This window comes from Burkholderia sp. AcTa6-5 (assembly GCF_017815075.1).
GTDB classification, from domain to species: domain Bacteria; phylum Pseudomonadota; class Gammaproteobacteria; order Burkholderiales; family Burkholderiaceae; genus Burkholderia; species Burkholderia sola.
The window spans coordinates 273,928-299,896 of sequence record NZ_JAGIQE010000002.1; the positions used below are offsets into that span (position 1 = coordinate 273,928).

Annotated in this window: 22 protein-coding genes and 1 pseudogene; 11 read left to right on the forward strand and 12 right to left on the reverse strand. The window is 66.3% G+C overall.

Features of this window, described 5'->3' with window-relative positions:
- Positions 1-117: 117 nt before the first annotated feature.
- Entirely contained in the window at positions 118-1,455 is a 1,338-nt protein-coding gene (locus J8I33_RS04125) for an MFS transporter (protein WP_209933288.1), read from the reverse strand.
- A 235-nt stretch (positions 1,456-1,690) separates the two neighbouring features.
- Between J8I33_RS04125 and J8I33_RS04130 the strand changes: the two genes are divergently transcribed.
- Genes J8I33_RS04130 through J8I33_RS04140 form a run of 3 tightly spaced genes read left to right on the forward strand, consistent with a single transcriptional unit; the run spans position 1,691 to position 6,671 of the window.
- Positions 1,691-1,960, forward strand: coding sequence for a PAAR domain-containing protein (locus J8I33_RS04130; protein ID WP_209924631.1), 270 nt, complete (start codon positions 1,691-1,693; stop codon positions 1,958-1,960).
- Positions 1,961-5,815, forward strand: a complete 3,855-nt coding sequence (gene tssI / locus J8I33_RS04135; RefSeq protein WP_209933289.1) for a type VI secretion system Vgr family protein — start codon at positions 1,961-1,963, stop codon at positions 5,813-5,815.
- The gene (locus J8I33_RS04140; protein ID WP_245171442.1) at positions 5,781-6,671 is read left to right on the forward strand and encodes a hypothetical protein; all 891 of its coding nucleotides are present in this window, start codon (positions 5,781-5,783) and stop codon (positions 6,669-6,671) included. Before tssI ends, J8I33_RS04140 begins: the two co-directional genes overlap by 35 nt.
- A 148-nt stretch (positions 6,672-6,819) precedes the next feature.
- On the opposite strand, the gene J8I33_RS04145 is transcribed toward J8I33_RS04140, so the two are convergent.
- The 7 genes from J8I33_RS04145 to J8I33_RS04175 are packed head-to-tail and all read right to left on the reverse strand — an operon-like array spanning position 6,820 to position 13,647.
- A complete protein-coding gene (locus J8I33_RS04145; protein WP_124554454.1) occupies positions 6,820-7,866 on the reverse strand; it encodes an ABC transporter substrate-binding protein in 1,047 nt (348 codons plus the stop codon).
- Entirely contained in the window at positions 7,863-9,014 is a 1,152-nt protein-coding gene (locus J8I33_RS04150; RefSeq protein WP_050014434.1) for an FAD-binding oxidoreductase, read from the reverse strand. Before J8I33_RS04150 ends, J8I33_RS04145 begins: the two co-directional genes overlap by 4 nt.
- A complete protein-coding gene (locus J8I33_RS04155; RefSeq protein WP_209933295.1) occupies positions 9,007-10,449 on the reverse strand; it encodes an NAD(P)/FAD-dependent oxidoreductase in 1,443 nt (480 codons plus the stop codon). Before J8I33_RS04155 ends, J8I33_RS04150 begins: the two co-directional genes overlap by 8 nt.
- Positions 10,446-10,793, reverse strand: a complete 348-nt coding sequence (locus J8I33_RS04160; RefSeq protein WP_124554457.1) for a (2Fe-2S)-binding protein — start codon at positions 10,791-10,793, stop codon at positions 10,446-10,448. Before J8I33_RS04160 ends, J8I33_RS04155 begins: the two co-directional genes overlap by 4 nt.
- Positions 10,793-11,587 carry an ABC transporter permease gene (locus tag J8I33_RS04165; protein WP_089436034.1) on the reverse strand — a complete coding sequence of 265 codons (795 nt, stop codon included), beginning with the start codon at positions 11,585-11,587 and terminating at the stop codon, positions 10,793-10,795. The genes J8I33_RS04160 and J8I33_RS04165 overlap by 1 nt, the downstream gene beginning before the upstream one ends.
- Entirely contained in the window at positions 11,584-12,564 is a 981-nt protein-coding gene (locus tag J8I33_RS04170; protein WP_050014438.1) for an ABC transporter permease, read from the reverse strand. The genes J8I33_RS04165 and J8I33_RS04170 overlap by 4 nt, the downstream gene beginning before the upstream one ends.
- Positions 12,565-13,647: an ABC transporter ATP-binding protein gene (locus J8I33_RS04175; RefSeq protein WP_089489048.1), complete on the reverse strand. Its 1,083-nt coding sequence runs from the start codon at positions 13,645-13,647 to the stop codon at positions 12,565-12,567. It lies immediately after the preceding gene.
- 294 nt (positions 13,648-13,941) lie between these two features.
- Here J8I33_RS04175 and J8I33_RS04180 point away from each other — a divergent pair, with 294 nt between their 5' ends.
- The 4 genes from J8I33_RS04180 (at position 13,942) to J8I33_RS04195 (ending at position 17,427) form a co-directional block, all read left to right on the forward strand.
- Positions 13,942-14,847, forward strand: a complete 906-nt coding sequence (locus J8I33_RS04180) for an IclR family transcriptional regulator (RefSeq protein ID WP_209933301.1) — start codon at positions 13,942-13,944, stop codon at positions 14,845-14,847.
- Between the two features lie 285 nt (positions 14,848-15,132).
- The gene (locus J8I33_RS04185; protein ID WP_209933304.1) at positions 15,133-15,879 is read left to right on the forward strand and encodes an SDR family oxidoreductase; all 747 of its coding nucleotides are present in this window, start codon (positions 15,133-15,135) and stop codon (positions 15,877-15,879) included.
- A 152-nt stretch (positions 15,880-16,031) separates the two neighbouring features.
- The gene (locus J8I33_RS04190; protein ID WP_209933305.1) at positions 16,032-16,886 is read left to right on the forward strand and encodes a DJ-1/PfpI family protein; all 855 of its coding nucleotides are present in this window, start codon (positions 16,032-16,034) and stop codon (positions 16,884-16,886) included.
- Between the two features lie 67 nt (positions 16,887-16,953).
- Positions 16,954-17,427 (forward strand): DUF4440 domain-containing protein, encoded by a 474-nt coding sequence (locus J8I33_RS04195; RefSeq protein ID WP_089489051.1) that lies wholly within the window; start codon positions 16,954-16,956, stop codon positions 17,425-17,427.
- A gap of 104 nt (positions 17,428-17,531) precedes the next feature.
- Here J8I33_RS04195 and J8I33_RS04200 read toward each other — a convergent pair whose 3' ends face one another.
- Positions 17,532-18,419 carry a helix-turn-helix domain-containing protein gene (locus J8I33_RS04200; protein WP_235356238.1) on the reverse strand — a complete coding sequence of 296 codons (888 nt, stop codon included), beginning with the start codon at positions 18,417-18,419 and terminating at the stop codon, positions 17,532-17,534.
- Here J8I33_RS04200 and J8I33_RS34835 point away from each other — a divergent pair.
- Entirely contained in the window at positions 18,363-18,500 is a 138-nt protein-coding gene (locus J8I33_RS34835; RefSeq protein WP_235356241.1) for a hypothetical protein, read from the forward strand. The genes J8I33_RS04200 and J8I33_RS34835 overlap by 57 nt on opposite strands.
- A 140-nt stretch (positions 18,501-18,640) precedes the next feature.
- On the opposite strand, the gene J8I33_RS04205 is transcribed toward J8I33_RS34835, so the two are convergent.
- On the reverse strand, positions 18,641-19,162 hold the full coding sequence (locus J8I33_RS04205; protein WP_124554462.1) for a GNAT family N-acetyltransferase: 522 nt from the start codon (positions 19,160-19,162) through the stop codon (positions 18,641-18,643).
- A gap of 360 nt (positions 19,163-19,522) precedes the next feature.
- Between J8I33_RS04205 and J8I33_RS04210 the strand changes: the two genes are divergently transcribed.
- Positions 19,523-19,906, forward strand: a complete 384-nt coding sequence (locus tag J8I33_RS04210; protein ID WP_050014449.1) for a hypothetical protein — start codon at positions 19,523-19,525, stop codon at positions 19,904-19,906.
- Positions 19,907-20,072: 166 nt separating this feature from the next.
- On the opposite strand, the gene J8I33_RS04215 is transcribed toward J8I33_RS04210, so the two are convergent.
- Entirely contained in the window at positions 20,073-20,930 is an 858-nt protein-coding gene (locus J8I33_RS04215) for a helix-turn-helix transcriptional regulator (protein ID WP_209933307.1), read from the reverse strand.
- Between the two features lie 95 nt (positions 20,931-21,025).
- On the opposite strand from J8I33_RS04215, the gene J8I33_RS04220 reads away from it, so the two are divergent.
- On the forward strand, positions 21,026-21,919 hold the full coding sequence (locus J8I33_RS04220) for an SDR family oxidoreductase (RefSeq protein ID WP_209933312.1): 894 nt from the start codon (positions 21,026-21,028) through the stop codon (positions 21,917-21,919).
- Between the two features lie 43 nt (positions 21,920-21,962).
- On the opposite strand, the pseudogene J8I33_RS34840 reads toward J8I33_RS04220, so the two are convergent.
- Positions 21,963-22,568, reverse strand: a pseudogene (locus J8I33_RS34840) (zinc-binding dehydrogenase).
- A 367-nt stretch (positions 22,569-22,935) separates the two neighbouring features.
- Between J8I33_RS34840 and J8I33_RS04230 the strand changes: the two are divergent.
- Positions 22,936-25,923, forward strand: coding sequence for an amino acid adenylation domain-containing protein (locus J8I33_RS04230; protein WP_245171445.1), 2,988 nt, complete (start codon positions 22,936-22,938; stop codon positions 25,921-25,923).
- Positions 25,924-25,969 lie beyond the last annotated feature (46 nt).

The window sequence follows — 25,969 nt, forward strand, 5'->3', positions numbered from 1 at the left end:
TGAACATTGCGGCTGCGTGCGCTTGCGGCGCCGCGCAAGCGCGCACGTGGCGCCGTGGACCGGTGCGCCAATCGCCCACCGGCAACGCGGGTGCGGCGGCCGGCGCGGGCCGCGCGCTCATGCCGTGTCGCCGCGCGTGCCGGCTGCCGGCACGGCACGCGTCTCGCGCATCACGCACAGCGTCGCGACCGTGACGAGGCCGAGCGCAATGAGGAACAGCGACACGGGCCACGACGCGTGATAGCGCGCGAGCAGCGCGGTCGCAATCAGCGGCGACATCCCGCCCGCGAAGATCGACGCGACCTCATGACCGAGCGCGACGCCCGAGTAGCGCACTTCGGTGCTGAACAGTTCGCCGACGAGTGCCGGCAGCGTGCCGATCATCGCGCCGTGGCTTACCGCCGTGCCGACCGTCAGCGCGAGCCACACGAGCGGCGTCACGCGCGTGTCGAGCAGCCAGAAGAACGGAAACGCGCATGCGACGAGGCTCAGCGCACCGATCAGGTACACGGGCTTGCGGCCGATCCGGTCGGACAGGCGGCCCCAGGCGAGCATCGCGCCCATCTCCACGACCATCGCGATCATCACACCGGTCAGCATCGTGCCGTTCGGAATCCAGACGTATTTTCCATAGACGAGCGAGAACGCGAGGAAGATGTACGCGCCGCCGTTCTCGGCCACGCGCAGCCCCATCGCGAGCAGGATTTCCTTCGGATGACGGCGGATGCACTCGACGATCGGCAAGTGCGTGTGCGCGCCGCGCTTGCCGGCCTGCTCGAAGTCGCGGCTTTCCGGCAGATGGCGGCGGATATAGATGCCGATCGCGAAGATCGCGATGCTCGCGAGGAACGGCAGCCGCCAGCCCCATGTGCGGAACATGTCGTCCGGCAGCGCCTGCGCGGCGAGAAACGCGGCCGACGACAGCACGAAGCCGCCGCCCACGCCGAGCTGGCTCCACGCCGCGTAATAGCCGCGCTGCTCGGGCGGCGCGTTCTCGCTGATCATCAGCACGCCGCCGCCCCATTCTCCGCCGGACGCGATGCCCTGCAGCAGGCGCAGCACGACGAGTGCGGCCGGCGCCCACAGGCCGACCTGCGCATAGGTCGGCAGCAGGCCGATCGCGAACGTCGACGCACCCATGATCAGCAGCGTCCATACGAGCGACGCCTTGCGCCCGTAGCGATCGCCGACGTGGCCGAACACGATCCCGCCGAGCGGACGCGCGACGAAGCCGAGCGCGAACGCCGCGAACGCGGCGAGACTGCCTGCGAGCGGCGATGCGCCGGGCGGAAAGAACACGTGGCCGAACACCAGTGCGGCGGCCGTGCCGTACACGAAGAAGTCGTACCATTCCATCGCGTTGCCGGCGACGGAGGCGATGACGATCCGGCGTAGCTGCCGGTCGGCGAGCGGCCGGGCGGCGCTCGGGGATTGCACGGTGTCGGTCGGGTACATGGCGGACTCTGAAGGGGGAGGCAGGCGCGTGCCGTCTGTTGCAGCACTGCGGGCTAGTGTTGTCGGCCCCGCCGGCCCCGGTCAAATCCGCAGAAAAAGGGGAGTGTCATCACTCCGGCAAATGATGGGTGCGTACCAGCCGTGCGATCAGGACCGGAAAAATCGTATTCATCCTATAGGCGACACAGCATTTCCACGTTATCAATCTCGATCCACGTGAGATGTGAGATCGCTGATGAAGAATGCACAAGGCCACGAAATGGTTCGCCTGGGAGACGCCACCGATCATGGCGGCGAAGTCATCGAATGCGCGAACGACCTGAAACATCTCGGAGTCGGCGTCGCGCTTGACGGCCATAGTGTTCGTTGTCGGAAATGCGGCGGTGTTTTCCCGCTGCTGGCAACCGGTTTGCGCACACATCGCGGCCGGCGCGTCGGCTATCGCGGCGACAAGACCGGCTGCGGTGCGATCGTTATCGGTCCGCTAACGACGGGGGCCGTGTAAATGACGATGTTTGCGCAAGCTCGCACGCTGTCACTCGCGGGTGCGGCGCTGCCGACCTATGGCATGGATGCGCTGCCGGTCTTCGTTCCCGTACGCTTGCAAGGGTCCGAAACGATCGGTCGAATCGATGAATGCCGCTACCTCGTCACGTTGCGAACCGATGACGCCTATGCGTTCTCCCCCAGTCGCACAGCTGATGTTGATCTGGACAAACTAGTCGGTACGGAAGTCACCGTGTCGATCCAGCTTGAAGGCAAGGGGCAGTTCATTCCGGGGCTCGCGGGTGCCGAGGGGCTCGGCAACATCGGCGCGGGCACGCGCGAGATAACGGGGCTGGTCGAAGCGGCCCGAATGACCGGTCAGGATCGCGATGCAATCCTGTACGAACTGGAGCTGCGCCCGTGGCTCTATCGCGCGACCCTCACGCGGGATTGCCGTTTGTTCCAGGATATGACCGTCGTTGAAATCACCGACGCGGTGCTCTCGAAATATCCGTATCCCGTCGACAAACGTCTGGGTGCATTCCGGGGCGTTTATCCGAAACGCGACGTGCAGCGACAGGCGTTCGAATCGGACTGGGCGTTCCTGCAACGTCTCTGGGAAGAATGGGGAATCTGGTGGTGGTTCGAGCATGACGACGGTCGTCACCGTCTGGTCTTGTCTGACGCGATGGGCGGTCACCGCCCGCACGGGGCCGCCTATGAGACGCTGCGCTATCTGCCGCCCGGTGGTCGGCGTATCGATGAGGAACACATTCACACGCTGTCCGTGACCAGCCGCCTCACACCGGGCCGGGTGAGCCTGACGGATTACGACTACACACGCCCGCGCGCCGATCTGGCGGCCGTGGTGGACAACCCTCGCCCGAGCGCAAGCGCCGACGGCGAGCTATACGGTTGGGGCGATTACAGCCAGCCGCTCGCGAGCGCGCAAGGGCTCACGGGCCAACCGAACGACACGGCTCGTGAAGCGCACCACTTCGCATACGTTCAACTGGACGCGCAGCGCTGCGCGGGGCGACGCGCGAACGGGAAAGGGAATCTGCGCGGCCTGACGGTCGGGCGCACTTTTACCCTCACCGGCTACCCGCAACTGGCGGCAAACCGTGAATACCTCGTTGTATCGTGCGCGCTCGACATCGAGGAAGTCGCGGGACGGACCAGCGGAGCGCAGGACTATCGCGTTGACGCACGGTTCGAATTGCTGCCGACGAACGAACCGTTCCGTCTGCAACGCAGCGTTCGCAAGCCCGTCATGGGCGGCCCCGAGAAAGCCATCGTCGTCGGCCCGGCCGGGCAGGAAATCTGGACCGACCAATACGGCCGGGTCAAGGTGCAGTTTCAATGGGACCGCGAGGGTCAGCACGACGAGCATTCGGGTATCTGGCTGCGCGTGCTGTCGCCGTGGCAAGGCGTGGACATGGGCGCGACGTTCGTTCCGCGTATCGGCCATGAAGTGGCGGTGTCGCACTACTACGGCGACCCCGACTTGCCGGTGATCATCGGTAGCGCCGTCAACGAGCTCCGCCAGCCCGCGCTGGACTTGCCGAACAATCACGCGGTATCGGTCATTCGCGGCCGGGAACTCGGCGGCATTGCATCCGGCCATCTGGCGATCGACGATACGCGGGAGCAAATCCAGACGCAGCTTGCGAGCGACGCAGGCGCGTCGATGTTGAGTCTCGGCAACCTTCGGCGCATCACCCGGAAGAAAGGCCGCGACGACGCGCGCGGCAAAGGCTTCGATCTGCGCACCGACGACTGGGGTGTCGTTCGGGCGTTGAAGGGACTGTTCATATCAACGGACGGTCAATCGGGTGGCCCCGGCCACGCGAAGGACGCCAGGGAGGCGATCGGCCGGCTGACGCGAGCACGCGAACTGCAGGAAAGCCTTACGAATCTGGCGCAACAGCACGACGCACAACAACGTGATGCCGACCAAAGCGACATCACCCGTGCGATCAAGGCGCGTCACGATGCGATTCGGGGAACACCATCCCGCGGTGCGGATGACTTCCCGGAACTGACGGAACCCGACATTGTGATGGCCGGGTCGGCGGGCATCAGTCTGGCGGCCGAACGTAGCGCGCATATTGCAAGCGCAGAGGATGTGGCGGTCACGAGCGGCCGGCATGTCGGGATTGCCGTGGGGCGATCGCTGTTCGCGAGCGTGTCGAATGCGTTCTCGCTGTTCGTGCACAAGGCGGGCGTGGCGCTCATTGCCGCCGCGGGGAAAGTGCGGATCGAGGCGCGGACCGATGGTGTCGACGTGAGCGCCAGGAAGGCGATCCAGATCACGAGCACGACCGACAGTATCCACCTGCATGCGGCAGAGGAAATCGTGTTGCACGCCGGCAGTACGGAGGTTCGCATCAGCGAACAGGGTTACGTGGTGCGAACGGCCGGCGAGCACACGGTCTATGCCGGCAGTCACCAGACGGACGATGCGCAGGTGCGGCCCATGCGGGTGCCGGTCACCCTCGACAATCCCGGGCAGTATGCGGCGCATTTCGTGCTGTTGGAGCATGACAGCGGGTTCGCACTGCCAAACCAGCCGTACCGGATCACGCTCGACAACGGACGCGTGATGGAGGGGGTGAGTAACGAACTGGGCGAAACGGATGTGGTGACGAGCCACGACATCGCGTTCGGCACGGTGGAACTGCTGGCGGCGAGCGATCCGGACAAGGTGATTGCGGTGAACCGGGCCGCCATCGTGCGCGACAACACGACGCCCTACACCGCGCAAGCGCCGAACGCCGACAAACGCACCACGACGATCAAGGGCAAGAAGGTCAGCACCCCGGAACAGGGGGCGACGTCCGAGCGTCAGCCGGCCGCGTTCGCGACCTGTGATCCGCTGAACTTCGGGTTGCGCTTTCATCACTTCATCGACGGGGCGAAACAGGGCGATGCACCTCCAGACATGCCGGTGCGCAGGGATGTCGAGTATCCGGTGGCGAAGGCCTATGCGGTAGCGATCAAGAAGGCGCTCACCGGGATCGAGTGGGGCAGGTTCGATACGTTGAGTGGCGAGATATCGGACGAGGCAAGAGAAAGTATTGCGCTTGCGGTCGAAAATATATTGAGCACCGCCCTTACGACGGGTCCGTTTGGATTACCAAGTGGTTCGTCAACGGACCGGATGAGGTCAAATGGGGCGACTCCCAAGATCGATATTGTTAATGAAAAGGAAGGTGCAGCCAGATACAACATGCGCCCGGATGTCAGTGCGTCATTTGTTGGAAGATCCTGGGTAATATCTATCCAGGAAAGAGAAGTCGCTAAAATCATTAGATCATCGAATAATGCAGCAGCATTGGATGGCACCCTGAAGGCCTTCGCGGACCTGCTTTATCACGAAGCACGACATTGCCAGCAAACATTTTGGATGATGGCCTTGCTTCAGCAACATCCGAGCGACTACGCGATTTTCTCTCAGGCAACACAAGTGTATGAAGATAGTACGCGCAAAGATGTTTTTTACGCAGCCGAAAAGACGCGAATCCCAGATGACGTGCGGGTAATGACTGGGCTACATCGCATGTTGGTTTTTCACTATTACTGGATGATTTCGCACATGCAAAATCAGACGGGCGGAGCCTATATGAAACCGGATGTGCCGATCGCACAGGCCGAGGTGTGCAAGCTGTTGAGAGTGTCGCCGGAAACGGCGGCGAAGATGGTGAGTTTCGAAGAGGGATACCGGAGCCAGTTACATGAAGAAGATGCTTATGCGTGTGCGGAAGTGGTGCAAACCTATTGGGACCGTCCTGATCGTGTTTTCGTGCGTAACCCCGGTACATGCACAGGAGGATACGATGCTTCACTTGACGCCATTGAGGGAGGGATTTGAAATGCACACGACAGCCGAAGAGCAGCGCGTCGCACTGCGCACCATCCTTAAAACAGCAATGGCAATCCTGCGCGATGATGCGCCGTACGATCCGAAGAATATTATCTTTGGGACAAACTACACGACGTGGACGCACCCTCCTGCAAAAGGGTTTCTTTATAAATACAAAAATCGTGCGCTGTGGGGTACGAAGATTGAATTTTCCACTGGCGATGATCCGGAGGACTACAGTGAGGATCGCGATAAAGTGAAAATCGTTCCGGCTGGGGTAAGAATTGTCGTTGACGCAAGGGTTGCCAATCTGCCTGATACGGAAATCAAATCACTCCTCCAGTTAGAGGACTATTGGATTGACTCTCGAGGGAATCGTCGGTATGGGAATGAAATAACGACGCGCACCCCAGATGCCCCCAACTTGCAGTCCTTTCGCTATCGCTCAAAAGACGTCGCCGGGAGCAAATTTCCTATCGACGTCGATCTTGGTTACATCAACCCGATGGATGGATCCTTTCCGCAGCGACTGTGGATAGTTGAGATAAGCCGCATATACAGGATTTTGACACCGGAGGAACGCGAACAGCGCCGCTTGGAAGAGCAACAAGCGAAGCGCCACAAATACGGGTTGATGAATCTGTGTACGGGGATGCTGTGTCCTGAAACGGGGATCTGGCAGGGATACACGAAGACTTCCAGTTCGGATATTCATATGATCCGGAAGGGACATGAATTCCCCGATGTCCGCACGCTGACCCCTCGGGAGCAAGCGGAACGGAAGCAATACACGAACTTGTTTGAGCCGGGTCAGTGGATGTGGGTAAAGGAATATGTGGAGCCGGAGTGGATGAAGGAAGGCTGACCTGAAAATTGCAGCACGGGCGGCGGGGCTTCCGACAACAATCTCGCGTTGCGGGACGTCCCCGCCCGCATCCCGGCGTATCGATTCTGGCCTTCATGCGACGTGGCATGGCGCGCTCAGCGCCACGTCGCCCGTACGCCGTCCCGCGTTACCGCTCGATCTGCCGGTTCCACCGCGTATCCCACTGCGCACGGCGCGCGTTGATCGCGGTCCAGTCGACCACGGTCACCTTGCGCACCAGGTCGTCGACGTTGCCGAGACTCTGCTGCATCGCGGCCGGCATCTTCGCGAGACGGTTGGTCGGGATCTGCTTGCCGGCCTCGGCCGCCTTCGTCTGCGCGGGCGCGGACAGCAGGAACTGAGCGAGCTTCTGCGCGAGTTGCGGGTCGGGATTGTTCGCGACCACGCACAGGTCGACGAGCAGCAGCACCGGACCTTCCTTCGGGTTCGCATACGCGACCGGGATGCCCTTGTCCTGCAGGTCGCCGACGCCGGTCGGCGTCAGCGGGAACAGGCCGGCCTCGCCGGTCTGCACCATCTCCGAGATCTTCGCCGAGTTCGGGATGTACTCGACGACGTTCGGCCCGACCGTGCTCGCCCACTTGCCGAAGCCGGGCTCGACGTTCTGTTCGTTGCCGCCGAGCAGCCGGTTGATCGCGAGGAAGCCGTGCAGCCCGAACGTGCTGCTCGACGCCGACTGGAACACGACCTTGCCCTTGTATTTCGGATCGGCGAAATCCATCCACGACGTCGGCGGCGCCCAGCCTTTCTCGGCGAACAGCTTCTTGTTGTACGCGATGCCGGTCATCCCGAGCTGCACGCCCGCGCCGACGTCGTCCTTCATCCGCGCGAACGGGTACAGCTCCTTCAGCACCGGCGAATCGTCGAGCTTCTGGCACACGCCAAGGCTCACCGCGCGCGCCATCACGCCGTCGTCGAGGAACGCGACGTGGATCTGCGGCTTGTTGCGGTTCGCGAGCAGCTTCGCGAGCACGTCCGACGACGTGCCGGGCACGATCACCACCTTCACGTTGTTCGCCTTCTCGAAGTCGGGCAGCACCTGGCTCGTATAGGCCTTTTCCATCGGCCCGCCGTTCATGCCGACGTAGATCGTCTTCGTTTGCGCGTACGCGGGCGCGCCGACGCCTGCGATGCAGAGGGCGGCGGCGGCCGCGATCGTTCCGAGCAGTTTCATCTTTGTGTTTCCTCTTGACGGAAAGGGGCGGCCGGCATGGCTTGGGGGAAGAAGCGGCCGATCGAGAATGCATCGAGTGGCGTGGCGGTTTCGCCGGTCGTGACGAGATCGGCGAGCACGTCGCCGACGCCCGGCGCGAGCAGGAAGCCGCCGCCGGAAAAGCCGAACGCATGCAGCAGGTTCGGCGTGGTACGGCTCGCGCCGATGATCGGGTTGTGGTCGGGCGTACAGCCTTCGACGCCGCTCCACGTGCGGATCAGCAGCGCGTCGCGCAATGCGGGCAGCAATGCGCAGGCGTCGCGCATCACCGCGCGCGTCGTGTCGACCGACGGCTGGCCGAACTCGCCGTCGCCGCGGCCGCGGCCGCCGCCGATCACGCAGTTGCCGCGCGCGACCTGGCGCGCGTACACGCCGCCGCCATACACGCCGAGGTTGTGCGCGATGAACGGCGGCAGCGGCTCGGTCACCCACATGTTCGGGTAGATCGGCTCCATCGGGACAGCTTCGCCGAAGCGTTCGGCGATCGTGTTCGCCCATGCGCCGGCCGAATTGATCAGCCACGTCGCGGTGTGCGCGCGACCGCCCGCCTGCAAGTGAAAACGTGCGCCATCGTGATGAACCGCGTCGACGGGCGTGTGCTCGAACACGTCGGCGCCCGCTGCGCGGGCCGCGCGCGCGAACGCGGGCGACACGAGGCGCGGGTTCGCATGGCCGTCGGTCTCGCACAGCGAGCCGCCGAGCGCCGCGCGGCCGAGCCACGGGTAGCGGCGGCGGAACGCGTCGCCGCGCATTACCTGCAGCGGCAAGCCGTGTTCGCCGGCGAGCACGGCGTATGCGTCGAGCGCGTCGAGATCGGCATCGCTGCGCGCGAGCCGCAAGTGGCCGGACACGACGAATTCGCCGTCGATGCCGATCAGTTCGGGCAGGTGATTCCAGATGCGCCGCGCCCGCAGCGCGAGCGGCAATTGCTCGGCCGGGCGGCCCTGGCAGCGCACGCCGCCGTAGTTCACGCCGCTCGCCTGCGCGCCGCAGTCGCGCCGCTCGAACAGCCCGACGCGCAGTCCGCGGTGCGTGAGCGCAAGTGCGGCCGACGCGCCGACGAGGCCGCCGCCGACGATCGCGACGTCGTAATGCCGGATCTCACTCATCGCGCGCCTCGTCGGGAATCGCCGCGACGTCGTCGCCCGCGAGCGCGGCCGAGATCGGGAACGGCTTCACGGGTGGTTGCGCACGCAACCGCCCGACGTCGGCGAGCGGCCGGCCGGTTTCGGCGGCCAGCACGAGCGCGGCCGCGTCGCCGCACATGCGGCCCTGGCAGCGGCCCATGCCGACGCGGGTCAGCGCCTTCAGCCGGTTCAATTCGGTCGCCGCGCCTTCGCGCACGCAGCGGCGCAGCGTGCCCGCGTCGATCTCCTCGCAGCGGCACACGATCGTGTCGTCGGGGCAGCGGGCAGCCTGGTCGGCCGGCAGCGCGAACGCCGCCTCGAGGCCCGCGCGGAATGCGCCGATGCGGGCGAGCGTGCGCTCGAGCGCCGCCGCATCGGGCTGGCCGGGCGGCGAGCGCGATGCGACGCCGGCATCGTCGAGCAGCGCGAGCGCCGCACGCCGGCCCGACGCTTCGGCCGCGTCGGCGCCTGCGATGCCCGCGCCGTCGCCGGCGACGTAGACGCCACGTACCGACGTGCGACCGGCCGCGTCGCGTTCGGGCAGCCACGCGCGATCGAGCGGGTCGAATTCGAACCGGCAGCCGGCGAGATCGGCGAGCTGCGTTTCGGCGCGCAGGCCGAAGCCGAGGCCGAGCGCATCGCAGTCGAGCACGCGCGGTGGCGTGGGCTGCGCGTCGTCTCCGGCGGCGCGCCATGCGAGCCCCGTCACGTGCTGGTCGCCGAGCACGCGTTCGAACGTGACACCCGTTTCGATCGCGACACCATGCGCACGCAGCCAGCCGTTGTAGTAGAGCCCTTTCGCGAAGATCGACGGCATGCGCAGCAGCGCGGGCGCGGCGGCGGCCTGGCGGCGCAGCGGGCTCGTGTCGAGTACGGCCGCGACGTGTGCGCCGGCCTTCGCATACTGGTAAGCGACGAGGTAAAGCAGCGGCCCGGTGCCCGCGAACACGATGCGTCGGCCGATCGCGCAGCCCTGCGCCTTCAGCGCGACCTGCGCGCCGCCGAGCGTATAGACGCCCGCGAGCGTCCAGCCGGGCACGGGCAGCATGCGGTCGGTCGCGCCGCTCGCGACGATCAGGTGCGAGTACGGCACCGTCACTTCGCGGCCGTCCTGCAGCGTGTCGACGCGGCCCGCGCCGCACGACCACGCCAGCGTGTTCGGCCGATAGTCGACGTGCGGCAGCAGCGCGGCCATCGTCCGGTGCACCGCGTCGGCCTTCGCGGCCTCGAAGCCGTACAGCGTGCGCTTGCCGCGCACGAACGCGGCGTCGGCCGGCGGTTGACGATAGATCTGTCCGCCCCAGCGCGCGTTCTCGTCGATCACGACCGGGCGCAGCCCGGCGTCGACGAGTGCCTCGGCCGCGCGCACGCCGGCCGGCCCCGCGCCGACGATCACCGGTTGCAGTGCGGCGCTCACGATGCGTCTCCGGTCGCGGCCGGCCGGGCGGCCGTGAGAATCCGCATGCCGTCGGCGATCGGCGTCGAGCACGCGCGCACGCGTGCGCCGGCTTCGGTGCGCACCCAACAGTCCTGGCAGGCGCCGATCAGGCAGAACCCCGCGCGCGGCAGGCCGCTGAATTCGCTGGTACGCACGCGGCGCTGCGCGACGAGGATCGCGGTGAGCACGGTGTCGCCGGCAAGCGCGTGCGCAGGCCGGCCGTCGAGCGTGAACGCGACGGCGGCGCGCTCGCGTTCGGCGACGCGCACGAACTGCGCGCCGTCGTCCGCGATGCCGGGGGAACGGGAAACGGGAGTCGTCATCAATGTTGGCCGATCAGGATGCGGTTCAGGCCGTACACGCGATCGAGCAGCAGCATCGCGCCGGCGGTGATGAAGATGACGAGCGCCGATACCGACGCCATCATCGGATCGATCGATTCGGTCGCGTACATGTACATGCGTACGGGCAGCGTGACCGTCTGCGGCGACGTGACGAAGATCGACATCGTCAGCTCGTCGAAGCTGTTGATGAACGCGAGCAGCCAGCCGCCGGTGATGCCCGGCACGATCATCGGCAGCGTGATGCGGCGGAACGTCGTCCACGGGTCCGCGCCGAGCGAGCACGCGGCCTGCTCGATGCTGCGGTCGAGGCCCGCGACGGACGCGAGCACGAGCCGCATCACGAACGGCGTGATGACGATCATGTGCGCGAGCACCAGCCACGCGAACGAGCCGGTCGCGCCGATCAGCGCGAAGAAGCGCAGCAGCGCGATGCCGAGCACGAGACCGGGAATCACGAGCGGCGACAGCAGCAGCCCGTTCAGGAATGCGCGGCCGGGAAACGTCGCGCGGCCGATCGCGAGGCCGGCCGGCAACGCGATCGCGAGCGACAGTGTTGCCGACGCGAACGCGAGCTTCACGCTGTTGACGAACGCGGTGACGAAGTCGGGATAGTCGAGGATCGCGCGGAACCAGCGCAGCGACACGCCGCGGGTCGGCAGCGTCAGCGTTTCGTCGGGCGTGAACGCGACCAGCACGACGATCGCGAGCGGCGCGAGCACGAACAGGATCACGAGCGTGTGGAAGGCAAGGGCGAAGGGGCCGTTCTTTCTCATCGCGATGCGCCTCCGAGGCTGCGCGCGTAGCGGCGTTCGAGCACGCGGTAGTAGGTGAGCATCACGACGAGGTTCGCGGCGAGCAGCAGCACCGCGATCGTCGCGCCGAGCGGCCAGTTCAGCGAGCCGAGGAATTCGTCGTAGACGGCCGTGGCCGCGACCTTCAGCCGGCGTCCGCCGAGCAGGCCCGGAATCGCGAACGCGCTCGCCGACAGCCCGAACACCATCAGGCTGCCCGACAGCACGCCGGGCATCAGTTGCGGCACGACGATGCGGCGCAGCGTCGTGAACGGCGACGCGCCGAGCGACAGCGCCGCGTGTTCGGTCTGCGGATCGAGCCGCTGCAGCGCGGTCCACACGGGAATCACCATGAACGGCAGCATCACGTGCACCAGCGCGACCACGATCGCGAACGTCGTGTATTCGAGCTTGTACGGCCCGAGCCCGACGAGACCGAGCGCCTGGTTCACGAGGCCGCTCGTGTTCAGCAGCATGCTCCAGCCGAACGCGCGCACGACCACCGACACGAGCAGCGGCGCGAGGATCGCGAGCAGGAACAGCGAACGCCACGGGTCGCGCATCTTCGACAGCACGTACGCTTCCGGCGTGCCGATCGCGACGCAGATCGCGGTCGTCAGCGCGGCGATGCCGAACGTGCGCGCGAAGATCGTGTGGAAGTACGACGAGCCGAGCACTTCCGCGTAGTTGCCGAACTGGAACGCGGCGATCGGGCCGGTGGCCGGGTCGAACCGGTAGAACGTCAGCACGAACGTCATCGCGAGCGGCGCGAGCACGAGCGCGGCGAACAGCGCGAAGGCCGGCGCGCACATCAGCCACAGCGGCGCGTGGGCGCGCCAGCTCGCACGCGGCGCGTTACCGCCGACGGTGCGGAGCGATACCGCATCGGCGGCGGCCGGGGCGGCCGCGAGCCCGGCCGGCGCGCCGTCGGTCGAGAGCGGGCGGGAAGGCTGTCCCATTCAGGCCTCCCGGCGCATCACGCGCACGGCATCGCTGTGCCAGTCGATGCCGACCGGCGCGCCTTCCTCGAGCGGCTCCGCGCCTTCGTTCTGGCAGCACACGAGCACTTCGCCGAGCGCGCTGTCGACGCGGTAGAGCCACTGACTGCCGAGGAAGAATCGGCTCGTGACGGTCGCGGCGAAGCGGCCGGCGTCGGGCGCGCACAGCCGCAGCTTCTCGGGGCGGATGCAGACCGACACCGCGTCGCCCACGCGCACGTCGCGTTCGCGCGGCGGCAGGTGCGCGGTGCGGCCGGTCTCGGCGAGATCGTGTCCGAGGTCGATGCGGATCGCGTCGCCGTCGTGTGCGACGATCGTGCCGGGCAGCAGGTTCGCCTTGCCGATGAACTGCGACACGAAATGATTCTCCGGGCGTTCGTACGCGCGGTACGGCGTATCGGTCTGCGTGATGCGGCCGGCTTCCATCACGACCACGCGGTCGCTGATCGACAGCGCTTCCGACTGATCATGCGTGACCATGATCGTCGTCGTGCCGATCTTGCGCTGGATCGCGCGCAGCTCGAACTGCATGTCCTCGCGCAGCTTCGCGTCGAGGTTCGACATCGGTTCGTCGAGCAGCAGCACCGGCGGCTCGATCACGACCGCACGCGCGATCGCCACGCGCTGCCGTTGGCCGCCCGACAGCTCGCGCGGAAAGCGGTGTGCGAGCGCGTCGAGGCGCACGAGCGCGAGCGCCGCGCGGATGCGCTCCGTGCGCTCGGCCTTGTCGACGCCGCGCATGTCGAGGCCGAAGCCGACGTTCTCCGCGACGCTCATGTGCGGAAACAGCGCATAGCTCTGGAACACGATGCCGAGCCCACGGCGGTTCGGCTTCAGGTGCGTGATGTCCTGCCCGTCGAGCGCGATGCGGCCGCGCGTGACGTCGACGAAGCCGGCGATCATCTGCAGCGTGGTGGTCTTGCCGCAGCCGGACGGCCCGAGCAGCGACACGAATTCGCCTTGTTCGACCGACAGGTTGACGTCCGCGACGGCGGTGAGTTCGCCGAAGGTTTTCGTCAGATCCGTAAGCGTGAGAAACGACATGGGGAGCTCCGGGTTCGCACACCGCATGGCCGGTGCGCCGATGACGCGGACTCTAGCCAGCCATATTTGGGAGCGTCAATTTCGAATTCTGCTGAACGGGATGAATTTCTGAAAAATTCCATTCAATGGAACGACCGGGAAAATCGCCGGCGAATCATTCCGGTGGATGAAGGGGGGGCGACCCGCAAAACGCGCGCGTCAATCCCGTGCACACCCGGATGCCCGTGGATTTTCGACCGGACGACAATGGCGGCTAGCGTATTCCGTTCAATGAAATCGTCGAGGAGAGCCGGCATGCAGGAACCCCATTCGACCGGAACGTCGCCGGCAGCCCGGACGCCGCGCCCGGACGAGGACGCCGTCGACCCGGCCGATGCGGCCGATGCGGCCGGCGCGCCGGGCACCGGCATGCTGCAGCGTGCGTTCGCGATCCTGCGCGCGCTGGCCGGCATGCAGCAGGACGGCGTGCGCGTCACGCATTTGGCGAAAGCCGTCGGCCTCACGCAGGGCACCGCGCATCGGATCTTGCAATCGCTGATTGCCGAAGGGATGGTCGAACAGGACGAGCAGTCGAAGCTGTACCGGCTGAGCGTCGACTTCTTCGCGCTCGCCGCGCTGGCCGGCAACCCGAGCAGCATGCGCACGCTGTGCCGGCCCGCGCTGCTGCGACTGTGCGCGAGCCTCGGCGAAACCATCTTCCTGCTCGTGAAGAGCGGCTTCGACGCCGTGTGTCTCGACCTGTGCGAAGGGCCGTTTCCGATCCGCTCGTTTACCGGCGACATCGGCGGGCGCATCGCGCTCGGTGTCGGGCAGGGCAGCCTCGCGATCCTCGCGTTCCTGCCCGAGGCCGAACGCGAGGAGGTGATCCGCTTCAACGTGCCGCGCCTCCGCGGCTACGGCGTGCTCGACGAGGTGTATCTGCGCACCGAGATCGAACGCGTGCGGCAACTCGGCTACGCGGGCCGCAACAGCGGCGTGCTCGACGGGATGGCCGGCGTCGCGGTGCCGATCCTCGATCGCACCGGCTATCCGGTCGGCGCGCTGAGCGTCGGCACGCTCGCGTCGCGGCTCGGCGACGATCGGATGCCGATGGTCGTCGAACTGCTGCGGCGGCAGGCCGATGCGATCGGGCCGCGCACCAATCCGTTCGACGCCGCGTTGCGGCGGCCGATGCACGGGTTATCGGGGAAAACCATCTAGCGCGCGTCGCGCGTCGCGCGTCGCGCGTTGCCGTTTCATCGGCTTACTTGAGCAAACCATTCACGTCCGATCGACGCGCGCAGGGTCCAGCGGACCTGCGCGCTTTTGTTTTTTAGCGGCGTCGCTGCGCACCCTGAATGACGTTTTTCGAGGGTTATACGACCTTTGAGCCCTCTACCTCCCGCTCCATACTTCACGTGAACGATCGAGCCGGAACAAGCACGCAACCACCCTCGCGTGTCGCGTATCCGGCCTGGTCACTCACCACATGAAAAGGAACGGAAGATGCGACTCAAGGGTAAATCGGCGCTGATCACGGGCGGCACCAGCGGCATCGGTCTGGCCACCGCGAAGCGGTTCATTGCAGAAGGCGCGCGCGTCGCCGTGACGGGGCGCGACGAGGCGGTATTCCAGCGCGTGAGGGCAGCGCTCGGCGAGCGTGCGGTCGTGCTCAAGGGCGACGTACGGTCGCTCGACGACATGCGCGCGATTGCCGCCGAGGTCGACGAGACGTTCGGCGGCCTGGACGTCGTGTTCGCCAACGCGGGCTGGGCTTTCCCGTCCGCCGTCAACGACATCGACGACACGCTCTACAACGACATCATGGACGTCAACGTCAAGGGCGTGGTGGTCACGCTTCAAGCAGCGCTGCCGTACTTGCGCGAAGGTTCGTCGGTGGTCCTCAATACCTCGTTCGTCGATCAGACCGGCAAGCATGGCATCTCGTTGACCGCGGCGGCGAAGGCCGCCGTGCGATCGCTGGCCCGCAGCTGGTCGTACGAATTTCTCGACCGGAAAATCCGGTTCAACGCGATCGCGCCCGGCCCGATCGATACGCCGCTGCTCTCCAGGTGGGGCAAGCCCGACGAATGGGTGCGCGAGCGCAAGGCCGAATTCGCGGCAGCGAATCCGGCGGGCCGCATGGGCACGGCCGACGATATCGCGTACGCGGTGCTTTATCTCGCCAGCGACGAATCGTCGTACGTCGTCGGCACTGAACTGGTCGTCGATGGCGGTGCGTCGCAGCTTTAAGCCGGCGCGTCACGCTTCCCGAGCCCGGCACGCCATCCCGGCTCATCCCCATCCCGATTTCACGTCCGCCACGCCGTTCGCGGTGGCGGTTATTCGATCCGGCCCGGCGGGGTTGCACTCGCCCATGGGCCGAAGTGCAAGGAGCAATCATCTTGACCGACAGTAGCGATAACCATGTGTCCGCCGGACAACTCACGCGGGCAGGCCGTTCGCGCCGCGATGTCCTGAAGTTCGGCAGCGCCGCCACGCTCGGCGCCGTGTTGGGCGGCGGCGCATTGCTCGGGCACGCGACGCCTGCGCCGGCGCAAACGAGCCGCGCAGGGCTGCTCGCGCCGAACGCGCCGCTCGACATCCTGATCGTCAACTACGACGGCGGCACGCTGCTCGACTTCGCGGGCCCCAGCGAGATTTTCCACCGGCTGCCGAATACGAACGTTCGCTACGCGAGCCTCGATGGCGGCAACGTGACGCTCGAATTCGGCGTCGTGTACGGCAAGACCGAACGGCTGGCCGATATCGACCAGACCGATGTGATCCTCGTGCCGGGCGGCTCCGATTTGTCGGCGCCGATGCGGCCGGCGTATCAGGCGCAGATCCGGCGTCTCGCGGAAAGCGCGAAACACGTGACGTCGGTGTGCAACGGCTCGCTCGTGCTCGCCGCGACGGGCGTGCTCAACGGCAAGCGCAGCGCGTGCCATTGGGCGTTCGTCAACAAGCTGGCCGAATACGGCGCGATTCCCGTTCCCGATCGCTTCGTCGAAGACGACGACGGCCGCTTCATGAGCGGCGGCGGCGTGACGGCGGGCATCGACTTCGCGCTGCGGGTGGCGTCGAAGCTGCGCGGCCGGCAGGCGGCCGAGTACACGCAGCTCGTCGTCGAATACGATCCCGACCCGCCGTTCCACTCCGGTCATCCGAGAGATGCACGACCCGAACTCGTCGCGTTGGTCGACAAGAAGCTGCCCGGCGCATCAAAGGGACTCGCACGCGTTCCCGGTGTCCGCTGACACGCTTGCCGGCGACGCGTGCAGCGTCGCCGCCTCTTCAATTCAAACCCGATTCGGAAATCATTCGATGCGACAGATTCATCTTTGTACGGCTGCGCTTGCAGCGTGCGTGTCCTTTTTTGCATTCACGGCGCCGGCTGTCGCCGGTGGTGCGCAACGCCTGCCCGAAGCGGCCATCAAGGCCGAAAACGCGCGATGGGCGGATGCCTTTGCGCGAGGCGACTACGACGCGATCGGCCGCCTCTATACCGACGACGGCACGCTCTTGCCGCCGGGGGGCGACAAAGTCACCGGGCACCGCGCGATCACCGACTACTTCATCAACGGATATGCGGGATCGAAGCCCGGCACCGTATCGTTCAGCAACTATGAGTTCTACGGTAACGACCGGGTCGTGACGGAGGTATCGGATGCGGAGGTTCGCGATCACGACGGAAAGCTCAAGGTCCGCGCGAAGCAGACGCTCGTCTTCCTGAAGCAGGGCGGCACGTGGAAGCTGCATCGCGACATGTGGAACGCTTATCCGCCCGTCAAGGATTGACGACGGTTATCGACGTCCGGAGAAACGGCGCGTTGTGTACCCACGCGCCACTCACCCGTTGGCAAGACGTCAACCACGCGGCGCGCCGATCGGCAGGCGGTCGATCAGCGCGCTGCCTTCGACCTGCTCTCGCGTCGAACCGCTTGCGGCGGGTGTCCGAGCAGCTTGATGAAGGCTCGGCGCATCCGTTCCGGATCGGTGAAGCCGACCGCCAGCGCAATCTGCTCGATCGGTTCGCTGCCGCCCTGCAGGCGCAGCCTCGCGGCTTCGACGCGCAAGCGCTCGACGGCCCTCGCGGGTGTTTCACCGGTTTCCCGGCGAAAGGCGCGCCCGAACTGCCGCACACTCAAGCTCGCCGCATCGGCGAGCCGCTCGACCGGCAACGCCTCGGCAAGATGTTCGCGCGCGAAATTCAGCGCGATGCGGATGCGATCCGATTCCGGCTCCATCTGCGACATCGCGGAGAACTGCGACTGCCCGCCGGGCCGACGATACGGAACAACCAGCAGCCGCGAGACCTCGCGCGCAATCTCCGTGCTCATGTCGCGTTCGATCATGCCGAGCGCGAGATCGATGCCGGACGCGATGCCCGCCGACGTCCAGACGCGGCCGTCGACGACATAGATACTGTCGCCGTCGACCCGCGTGCGAGGGAAGCGCGACTGCAATTGCGCGGCGTAGCGCCAGTGCGTTGCCGCTCTCAACCCGTCGAGCGAGCCGGTTTCCGCAAGCAGAAATGCGCCCGTACACACGCTGGCGACGCGCGACGCCTTGGCGGCCAGTTTGCTGGCTGCGGCGATATTGTCCGATGTCTGCATCGGCGCGATATCGCCGCCGACGAACACGACGGTGTCGAATGCACGCCTTCCGACCGGCTTCGTGTCGATCGAAAGGCCGGTATTGCCGGGAATCGGGCCGCCGGACGGCGAGATGACGTGAAGATCGTAGGGCGTGTGGCCGGCGGCCGTGGCGACTTGATTGAAGGCCGACAATGGGCCGCCAAGATCGAGCGCATCATAGCCGCGGCAAACGAAGAATCCAATTCGATGCATGACGAAGCAATTGATCGATAACCCCGGAATGGCGGATTTTACCGGGGGCCCGTCGAATTGTGTCGTTTGACGCGAAACGAGGGAAAAACGTCGTTTACGCCGTCATCGATCAACTGTATTCGTTTGCGTCGCATCGATGCGATGCCGACAGAAAGCGACGCTCAACGACGGTAGATGAACTCCAGATCGGTCGATTCGCCGACCTTGAAATCGTACGTACCGACACGCTGGAAGCCTGCTTTCTCGTAGAACGCGATGGCCTTCGCATTGCCCGACCACACACCCAGCCATACCGGGCCGGGGCGCGTCGCGGCGAGATACGCGAGCGCGGTGTCGAACAACGCGCGTCCGGCGCCGGTGCCCTGCGTGCCGCGGCGCAGGTAGATCTGATGGATCTCGCCCGAACCGTCCGCGACTTCCGGGTGCGGCAGTTTGCACGGCCCCGCGTGCGCATACCCGACCAGCGTGCCGTCGTCGCCTTCCGCGACCCACGTGCGGCACTGCGGGTCGCCGAGCTGCCCGGTGATCGCGGCCACCGAGTAGGTACGGGCTTCGTACTCGGCCAGATCGTCCGGCGGGTAGTCGATGCCGAATCCGTCCTGCAGAAAGGTTTCGCGAAACGTATCGCGCTTCAATTCGGCAAGCGGGACGGCATCGGCCAGGGTCGCAACGCGGATCAACATTGAGCTTTTCTCGGTTCGGTGTCGGGCCGTCAGTTTATCGCGGGCGATGTCGAACAGACGCGTCGTCACGTGCTAACCGGCGACCTTGCAGTCGGACGCGCGACGATCTCGTTCATGGGGACATTCGCAGGTTGCGCGATCGCTTCCGGTTCGAGCAGCGATGCTGCGCATGGTCGCGCAGTCGGCATCACGATTCGGCGGGAAAGCGCCAATTTTGCAGCGCAGCGAAACGCGGCGACGCTTACCCCTGCCGCGCACGCGTAACCAGCCGAAACCGCCGGTGCGGCAATCATGCGGATGCCGATGGTTGACCGCCGTCGGACATGCTAGGATTTCCTTCAAACAACTCCGGAGACTGCGATGCCGTTCATCTGCGAAAACGTCGAATGTCGTGCCGTGCTGGCTCGCGGACAGGTCAGGCACCATCAGGAGGGGGCGGGCTGGTGCTTCTACTGCCCGGACTGCAACACCCGAAACGAGTTGATGAATGTCGGCACGGTCAGCGGCCCCGTCGAGCTGGTTCAGCCGGAGCGGGCCAGCCCACCGCACAGGGTCGTCGCGACGGCCCGACCGCTGGATGACGGCCGATACGCGGCGCAATTGAGCGTCCAGCGGGCGCTCGCCGTGAAAGGCACCTACGCGGCCGAAGAGCACTGGGATCAGCTCGGCGTATTCGGCGACGCGCAGGAAGCCGTCGCGCATGCGAAGTCTTTCGCGACGGATTTGCTGCAGCGCGTCGCATAGTCGGCAGTTTCCGTGAACGAACAAGGGGCGTCGCGCATTCGTGCGCGACGCCCCTTTGCGATTTCCGCGCGCGTTCGTCAGTGGTCGACATCGAACGAGAAGGATGGCTTCCCGATCCGGTGAGACGTGCCGCTCTGAATCCGGCGTGCGAGAAAGCCGCGTAAGGTCACGCAGCCGGCGCCTGCACCGCGCGTGCCTGTTCGCGGGCCGCGACGAGTTCCCGGATCCGCGCACGGTCGGCCGGCGTGACCGGCGTGAAGATCACGAGGCTCAGGTCCGGGCTGCCGGTGACCGAGAACGCCGAGTATTCAAGCGCGATCCGGCCGGCTTGCGGATGGCGAATCTCCTTCGTGCCTTCGTCGTGCGTACGGATATCGTGGTCGCGCCACATCGCATCGAATTCGTCGCTCGTCGCGCGCATCTCGTCGACGAACGCCTGCACGCTCTGCGTCGCGCCGCTGCGCGCGACGTCCGCACGAAACGCGCCGACCGCGAACCGCGCGACGCGCTCCCAGTTGGGCTGCGCGTAACGGACACCCGCGTCGACGAAGATCAGCCGCAGGATGTTGCGCGCGGCCGGCGGCAGCGTCGCGTAGTCGGTGAGCGTCGCGGCCGCCGCGTCATTCCACGCGGCGACGTCCCACGTCGCCGTGCGGACGATCGCGGGGCTCGCGTCGAGCGAATCGAGCACGTGCTGCAGGCGCGGCGTCACGCTGGCCGGCGCGTGATAGCGCACTTCGGGCGGATGGCCGACGCCGAGCAGGAACAGGTGTTCGCGTTCGGCGTCGTTGAGCATCAGCGCGCGGGCGAGCCGGTCGAGCACGTCGGCCGACGGTGCGCCGCCGCGGCCCTGTTCGAGCCACGTGTACCACGCGGCGCTCACGTGCGCGCGCTGCGCGACTTCCTCGCGCCGCAGGCCCGGCGTGCGGCGGCGCGTGGCCGGCAGCCCGAGCGCGGTCGGGTCGAGCTTCTCGCGGCGGTCCCGCAGGTACGCGCCGAGCAGGTTGTCGGAGGCGTCAGCCATATCCTGTTAGTTCGTTTACCAGTAAACCGTCACGGCTTCACCGCGAGCGGCCATCGACGGATAGTAAGCCTCCATTTCATCCGGAGGTGCTGAACATGCGTGTCTTTGTTACGGGAGCGTCGGGATTCGTCGGCTCGGCCGTCGTCGCCGAACTCGTGGCCGCCGGGCACTCGGTGCTCGGGCTCGCGCGGTCCGATGCGGCCGCGGCAGCGGTTGCCGCAGCCGGCGCGGACGTCCATCGCGGGTCGCTGGAAGATCTCGACAGCCTGACGCGCGGCGCCGAAGCCGCCGACGCGGTGATCCACACGGGATTCAATCACGATTTCTCGCGCTTCGCGCAGAACTGCGAACTCGACCGCCGCGCGATCGACACGATCGGTGCGGTGCTCGCCGGCTCGGCGCGGCCGCTGGTCGTCACGTCGGGCCTCGCGCTCGTCGCGCCCGGTCGCGCGGCGACCGAGGACGATCCGCACGTGCCGGTGTCGGCGAATTATCCCCGGGCGTCCGAAGCGACCGCGGTCGCGCTCGAGGCGCGCGGCGTGCACGCGTCGGTCGTCCGCCTGCCGCCGTCCGTGCATGGCGACGGCGATCACGCGTTCGTGCCGCGCCTGATTGCGTTCGCGCGGGAGAAGGGCGTATCGGCGTTCATCGGCGACGGCGCGAACCGCTGGCCGGCTGTGCACCGGCTCGACGCGGCGCGCGTGTACCGGCTCGCGATCGAACGCGGCGCGGCCGGTGCGCGCTATCACGCGGTCGACGATACGGGCGTGCCGTTCCGCGAGATCGCCGAGGTAATCGGCCGGCGGCTGAACGTGCCGGTCGTCGCGATGTCGGCCGAGCAAGCCGGCGAACACTTCGGCTGGTTCGCGATGTTCGCGGGAATGGACGCGCCGGCCACCAGCGAGCGCACGCGAGCGTCGCTCGACTGGGCGCCGACGCAGCCGCGGCTGCTGGCCGATATCGACCGGCCGCGGTATTTCGAAAGCTGACGGACGGCGCGCGGCGCTCACGATGTGCGGGCCAGACTGCGGCTCAGACCGTGACGACGATCTTCCCGACCCGCGCGCCGGCTTCCATGTAGCGGTGCGCATCCGAGATGTCGTCGAACGCGAACGTGCGATCGATCCGCGGCGTCAGCGTGCCGGCCGCGAGCCCGGCGATCGCCGCCTGCCCGACGCGGCGCCGATCAGCACCGCATCACCGCGCCCGAGCTGGCCGAGTTCGATCAGCGCGCCGTAGGCCGTGACGAACATCATCCGCGTCGCGGCCGCCTCCTCGAACGACAGGCATCTGCGGATGCTTGACCGCCGCTCGCGCGGGCACGTTGACCACCTCGCCGTACATCCCGTAGTCGGCGAACGAGAAAGCCGGCACGACGCTCACCGCATCGCCTTCGGCGAACGCCGTCACGTTTCGGCCGACCACCGCGACGATGCCCGATGCCTCGTAGCCTAGCGATGCCGGGCAGCGCGGCATGAACGTGTATTCGCCGCTTCGGAACATGACTTCCGCGCGGTTGAGGCCGATCGCCTTCACGCGCAGCTGGATGTCGTCGAGGCCCGGCGCGGGCACGTCGACGGTGTCGATCTGCAGGACTTCGGGGCCGCCGATACGGTGGAAACGAACGATGCGGGTCATGAAGCGCCCCTTCGATGATCGGGTGTCGATGAACACGCATCGTAAGCGGGGGCTCGCGCCGGATAAACGCGCGGTCGGATCATTGATTGTTATTTGACCAATAACAATTGGCATCACCGGCCGCCGTGGCCTGTCGATGTTCGATGCACTACGCTGGTTTGGCGACCGGCATCGGGACGCTCGGCACGTCGTCGAATGCTGCTTCGAATGCATCAAACGCCGCCATCGTTTCGCCGCGCGTGACGACAGGGTGCGTGCCACGACGCATGGCGCTGACGACGTTCGTTCAACATTGCTTTTCAAGCGTGCCGCTCTATATTGAGAGCGGTTCGTGTCGATGCGACGAATAAAGAGGATGACTACGCAAATGAACATACTCGAAAAATTTCGGATGCATGCGGCGCGCGGTGCCGATACGCCGGCCGTGATTTCCGAGCACGGCAGCGTGAGTTACCGGGAACTGGACGGTCGGAGCGATGCGGTGGCCGCTGCGTTGCGCGCGCGCGGAATCGGAAGCGGCAGCCTGGTGCCGATCGAGGCGTCGCGCAACGCCGAGTTCATCGCCGGCATCCTCGGCATCCTGAAGGCCGGTGCAACCTACGTGCCGATCGACGAGCGCTATCCGGACGCCCGCAAGCGCTACATCCTGCAGCAATGCAATGCGACGCTGGTGCTGACTGCCCGCGCGACGTCGAGCGATGCGGCAATGGCATTCGTCAGCGTGGCGGATCTGTCCGCGCGATGGCCGGACCGCGACGACGTGCCTGCGGCCCCGCCGGACGATGCACGGGGCGGTGCGATCTACGTGATCTTCACGTCCGGTTCCACCGGCGCGCCGAAAGGCGTGATCGTCGAACATGCGGCCGTCGCGGCGCTCGTCGACTGGCACAACGCGCGTTTCGACGTGAATGCGCAAAGCCGCGCGACGCTGATGGCCGGGCTCGGCTTCGACGTATCGCAGTGGGAAATCTGGTCGGCGCTCTGCGCGGGCGCGACGCTGTTCCTGCCGAATGAAGAAACGCGGCTCGATGCCGACGCACTCGTGGCGTTCTTCGTCCGTCACGGGATCACGCACGCGTACGTGCCGACCGTGATGGTGGCCGACGTGGTGGGTGTCGGCCAGCCGGCGGGCCTGAAGCTGCGGTATCTGTTCACGGCCGGTGAAAAGCTGGGCCCGATCGATACCGACGCGATCGGTTATACGGTGGTCGATTACTACGGGCCGACCGAAGCGACGATCTTCGCGACGTGCCACATCGTGCCGAGCGCGACGCTCGGCCGCCCTGCGTCGATCGGGCGGCCGATCGGCGATGCGGAGATCCTGATCCTGAACGATACCGGAGAACCGGTGACGTGCGACGACGTGGGCGAGATCTGCATCGGCGGGCCCGGCCTCGCGCGCGGCTATCTGGGCAATCCCGCGTTGACCCGCGACAAGTTCCGCCCGCATCCGCGGCAACCGGATCGGATCGTCTATCACACGGGCGATCTGGGGCGCTGGCTGAACGACGGCTCGATCCAGTTCCTCGGGCGTCTGGACGATCAGGTCAAGATTCGCGGCAACCTGGTCGAACTGAGCGAAATCCAGGCCGCGCTCGCGGGCTCCGGCGAGGTCCGCCATGCAGTGGTGCTGGCATTGCCCAACCGGGCAGGAACCGGAATGGAGCTGGTCGCGTTCGTGGTGCCGCGCGATGGCGCGATGCCGCGCGAGCGTGTCGTCGACGCGCTGAAGGCCCGTGTCCGGCACACGCTGCCCGATTACATGTGGCCGGTCGGCCATGTGCTGCTCGACGCGATGCCGGTGACGGCGAACGGCAAGACCGACCGCGCCGCGCTTGAACGACGTTACCGCGACGAACCACGCGGCCCGAGCGAGCACGAGCCGTACACGGCCGCCGAACGGATCGTCGCGGATGCCTTCGTCGCGTTGATCGGCCATGCATCGTTTCGCAAGACCGACCGTTTCTTCGACATCGGCGGCAATTCGCTGCTGACCGCGAAACTCGCGCGGGCGCTGTCGGACGCGGCCGGGACGAAGATGCTGATCCGGGACGTCTACGAGCACCAGACGGTGCAGGCGCTCGCCGGCGAGATCGAGCGGCGGGCCGCCACGGCGCTCGCGGTCGAACGCGAGCCAGTGTATACGCTGGAGAACGACATCCGCGTGCCGGAAGAGGCGGATTTCAGCGGCCCGTTCGACGATGCGCTGCTGGCGAAGCCGCGCACGATGCTGCTGACGGGCGCCACGGGGTTCGTCGGCGTGCATCTGCTGGCCGAACTGCTCGCGACGACATCGGCGGTCGTGCATTGCCTGGTGCGCGCGACGGACGCCGCGGCCGGGTGGGCGCGGATCGACGAGAAACTGCGCGCGTACGACGTGAGCCTGGGGCCGGACGAGCGCGCTCGCATTCGCATATGGGCGGGCGACTTCACGCAGGTGCGCTTCGGCATGGACGAGCACGACTACGCGGTGCTCGCGGACGAAATCGACATCGTTTACCACTCCGCCAGCGCGGTCAACTTCATCCAGCCGTATTGCTACATGAAGAAGATCAATGTGGACGGCCTCCAGCAGATCCTCGCCTTTGCCGGATGCCGGCGGACGAAGGCGCTGATCCTGCTGTCGACGATCTCGGTGTACAGCTGGGGGCACCGCTTCACCGGCAAGACCGTGATGACCGAGGCGGACGACATCGATCAGAACCTGCCGGCCGTGCTCGAAGACATCGGCTATACGCGTAGCAAATGGGTGATGGAAAAAACGGCCGACCAGGCCGCGCAGCGCGGGCTGCCGCTGATGACTTTCCGGCTCGGCTACGCGACGTTTCATGGCGAGACCGGCGTGAGCGCGGATTACCAATGGTGGGGGCGGCTGGTGAAGACGTGCATTGCGCTCGGCACCGTGCCCGACCTGCACGACCTGCGCGAAGGGCTGACGAGCGTGGACTACATGACGAAGGCGATCGCGCGGATTTCGCGTAATCCGGCCGCGCTGGGGCACAAGTTCAACCTGATCAACTCGCCCGAGACCGACGTCACGCTGAAGGAGTTCTTCTCGCGGCTCGAACGATACTTCGGGCTGCGGTTTCGGGTGGTGCCGTTCCGCGAATGGGTCGATTCGTGGAAGACGGATATCGACGCACCGCTCTATCCGCTGCTGAGCCTGTTCGACGACAACATTCGCGACGGCATGAGCACGGCCGAGCTGTATCAGAGCAATTACGCGTGGGACTGCCGCAACGCGATCCAGTTTCTCGAAGGCAGCGGCATCGAGCAGCCGGCGTTTTCGCGCGAGCAACTGGCGCGGTACATGGAGCGCTCGATCGGCTATCGGGTCGCCGGCCATGCCGGATAACGTCGTGCGAACAGCTCGGTCAGCCAGTCGATGGACGCGCGCACGC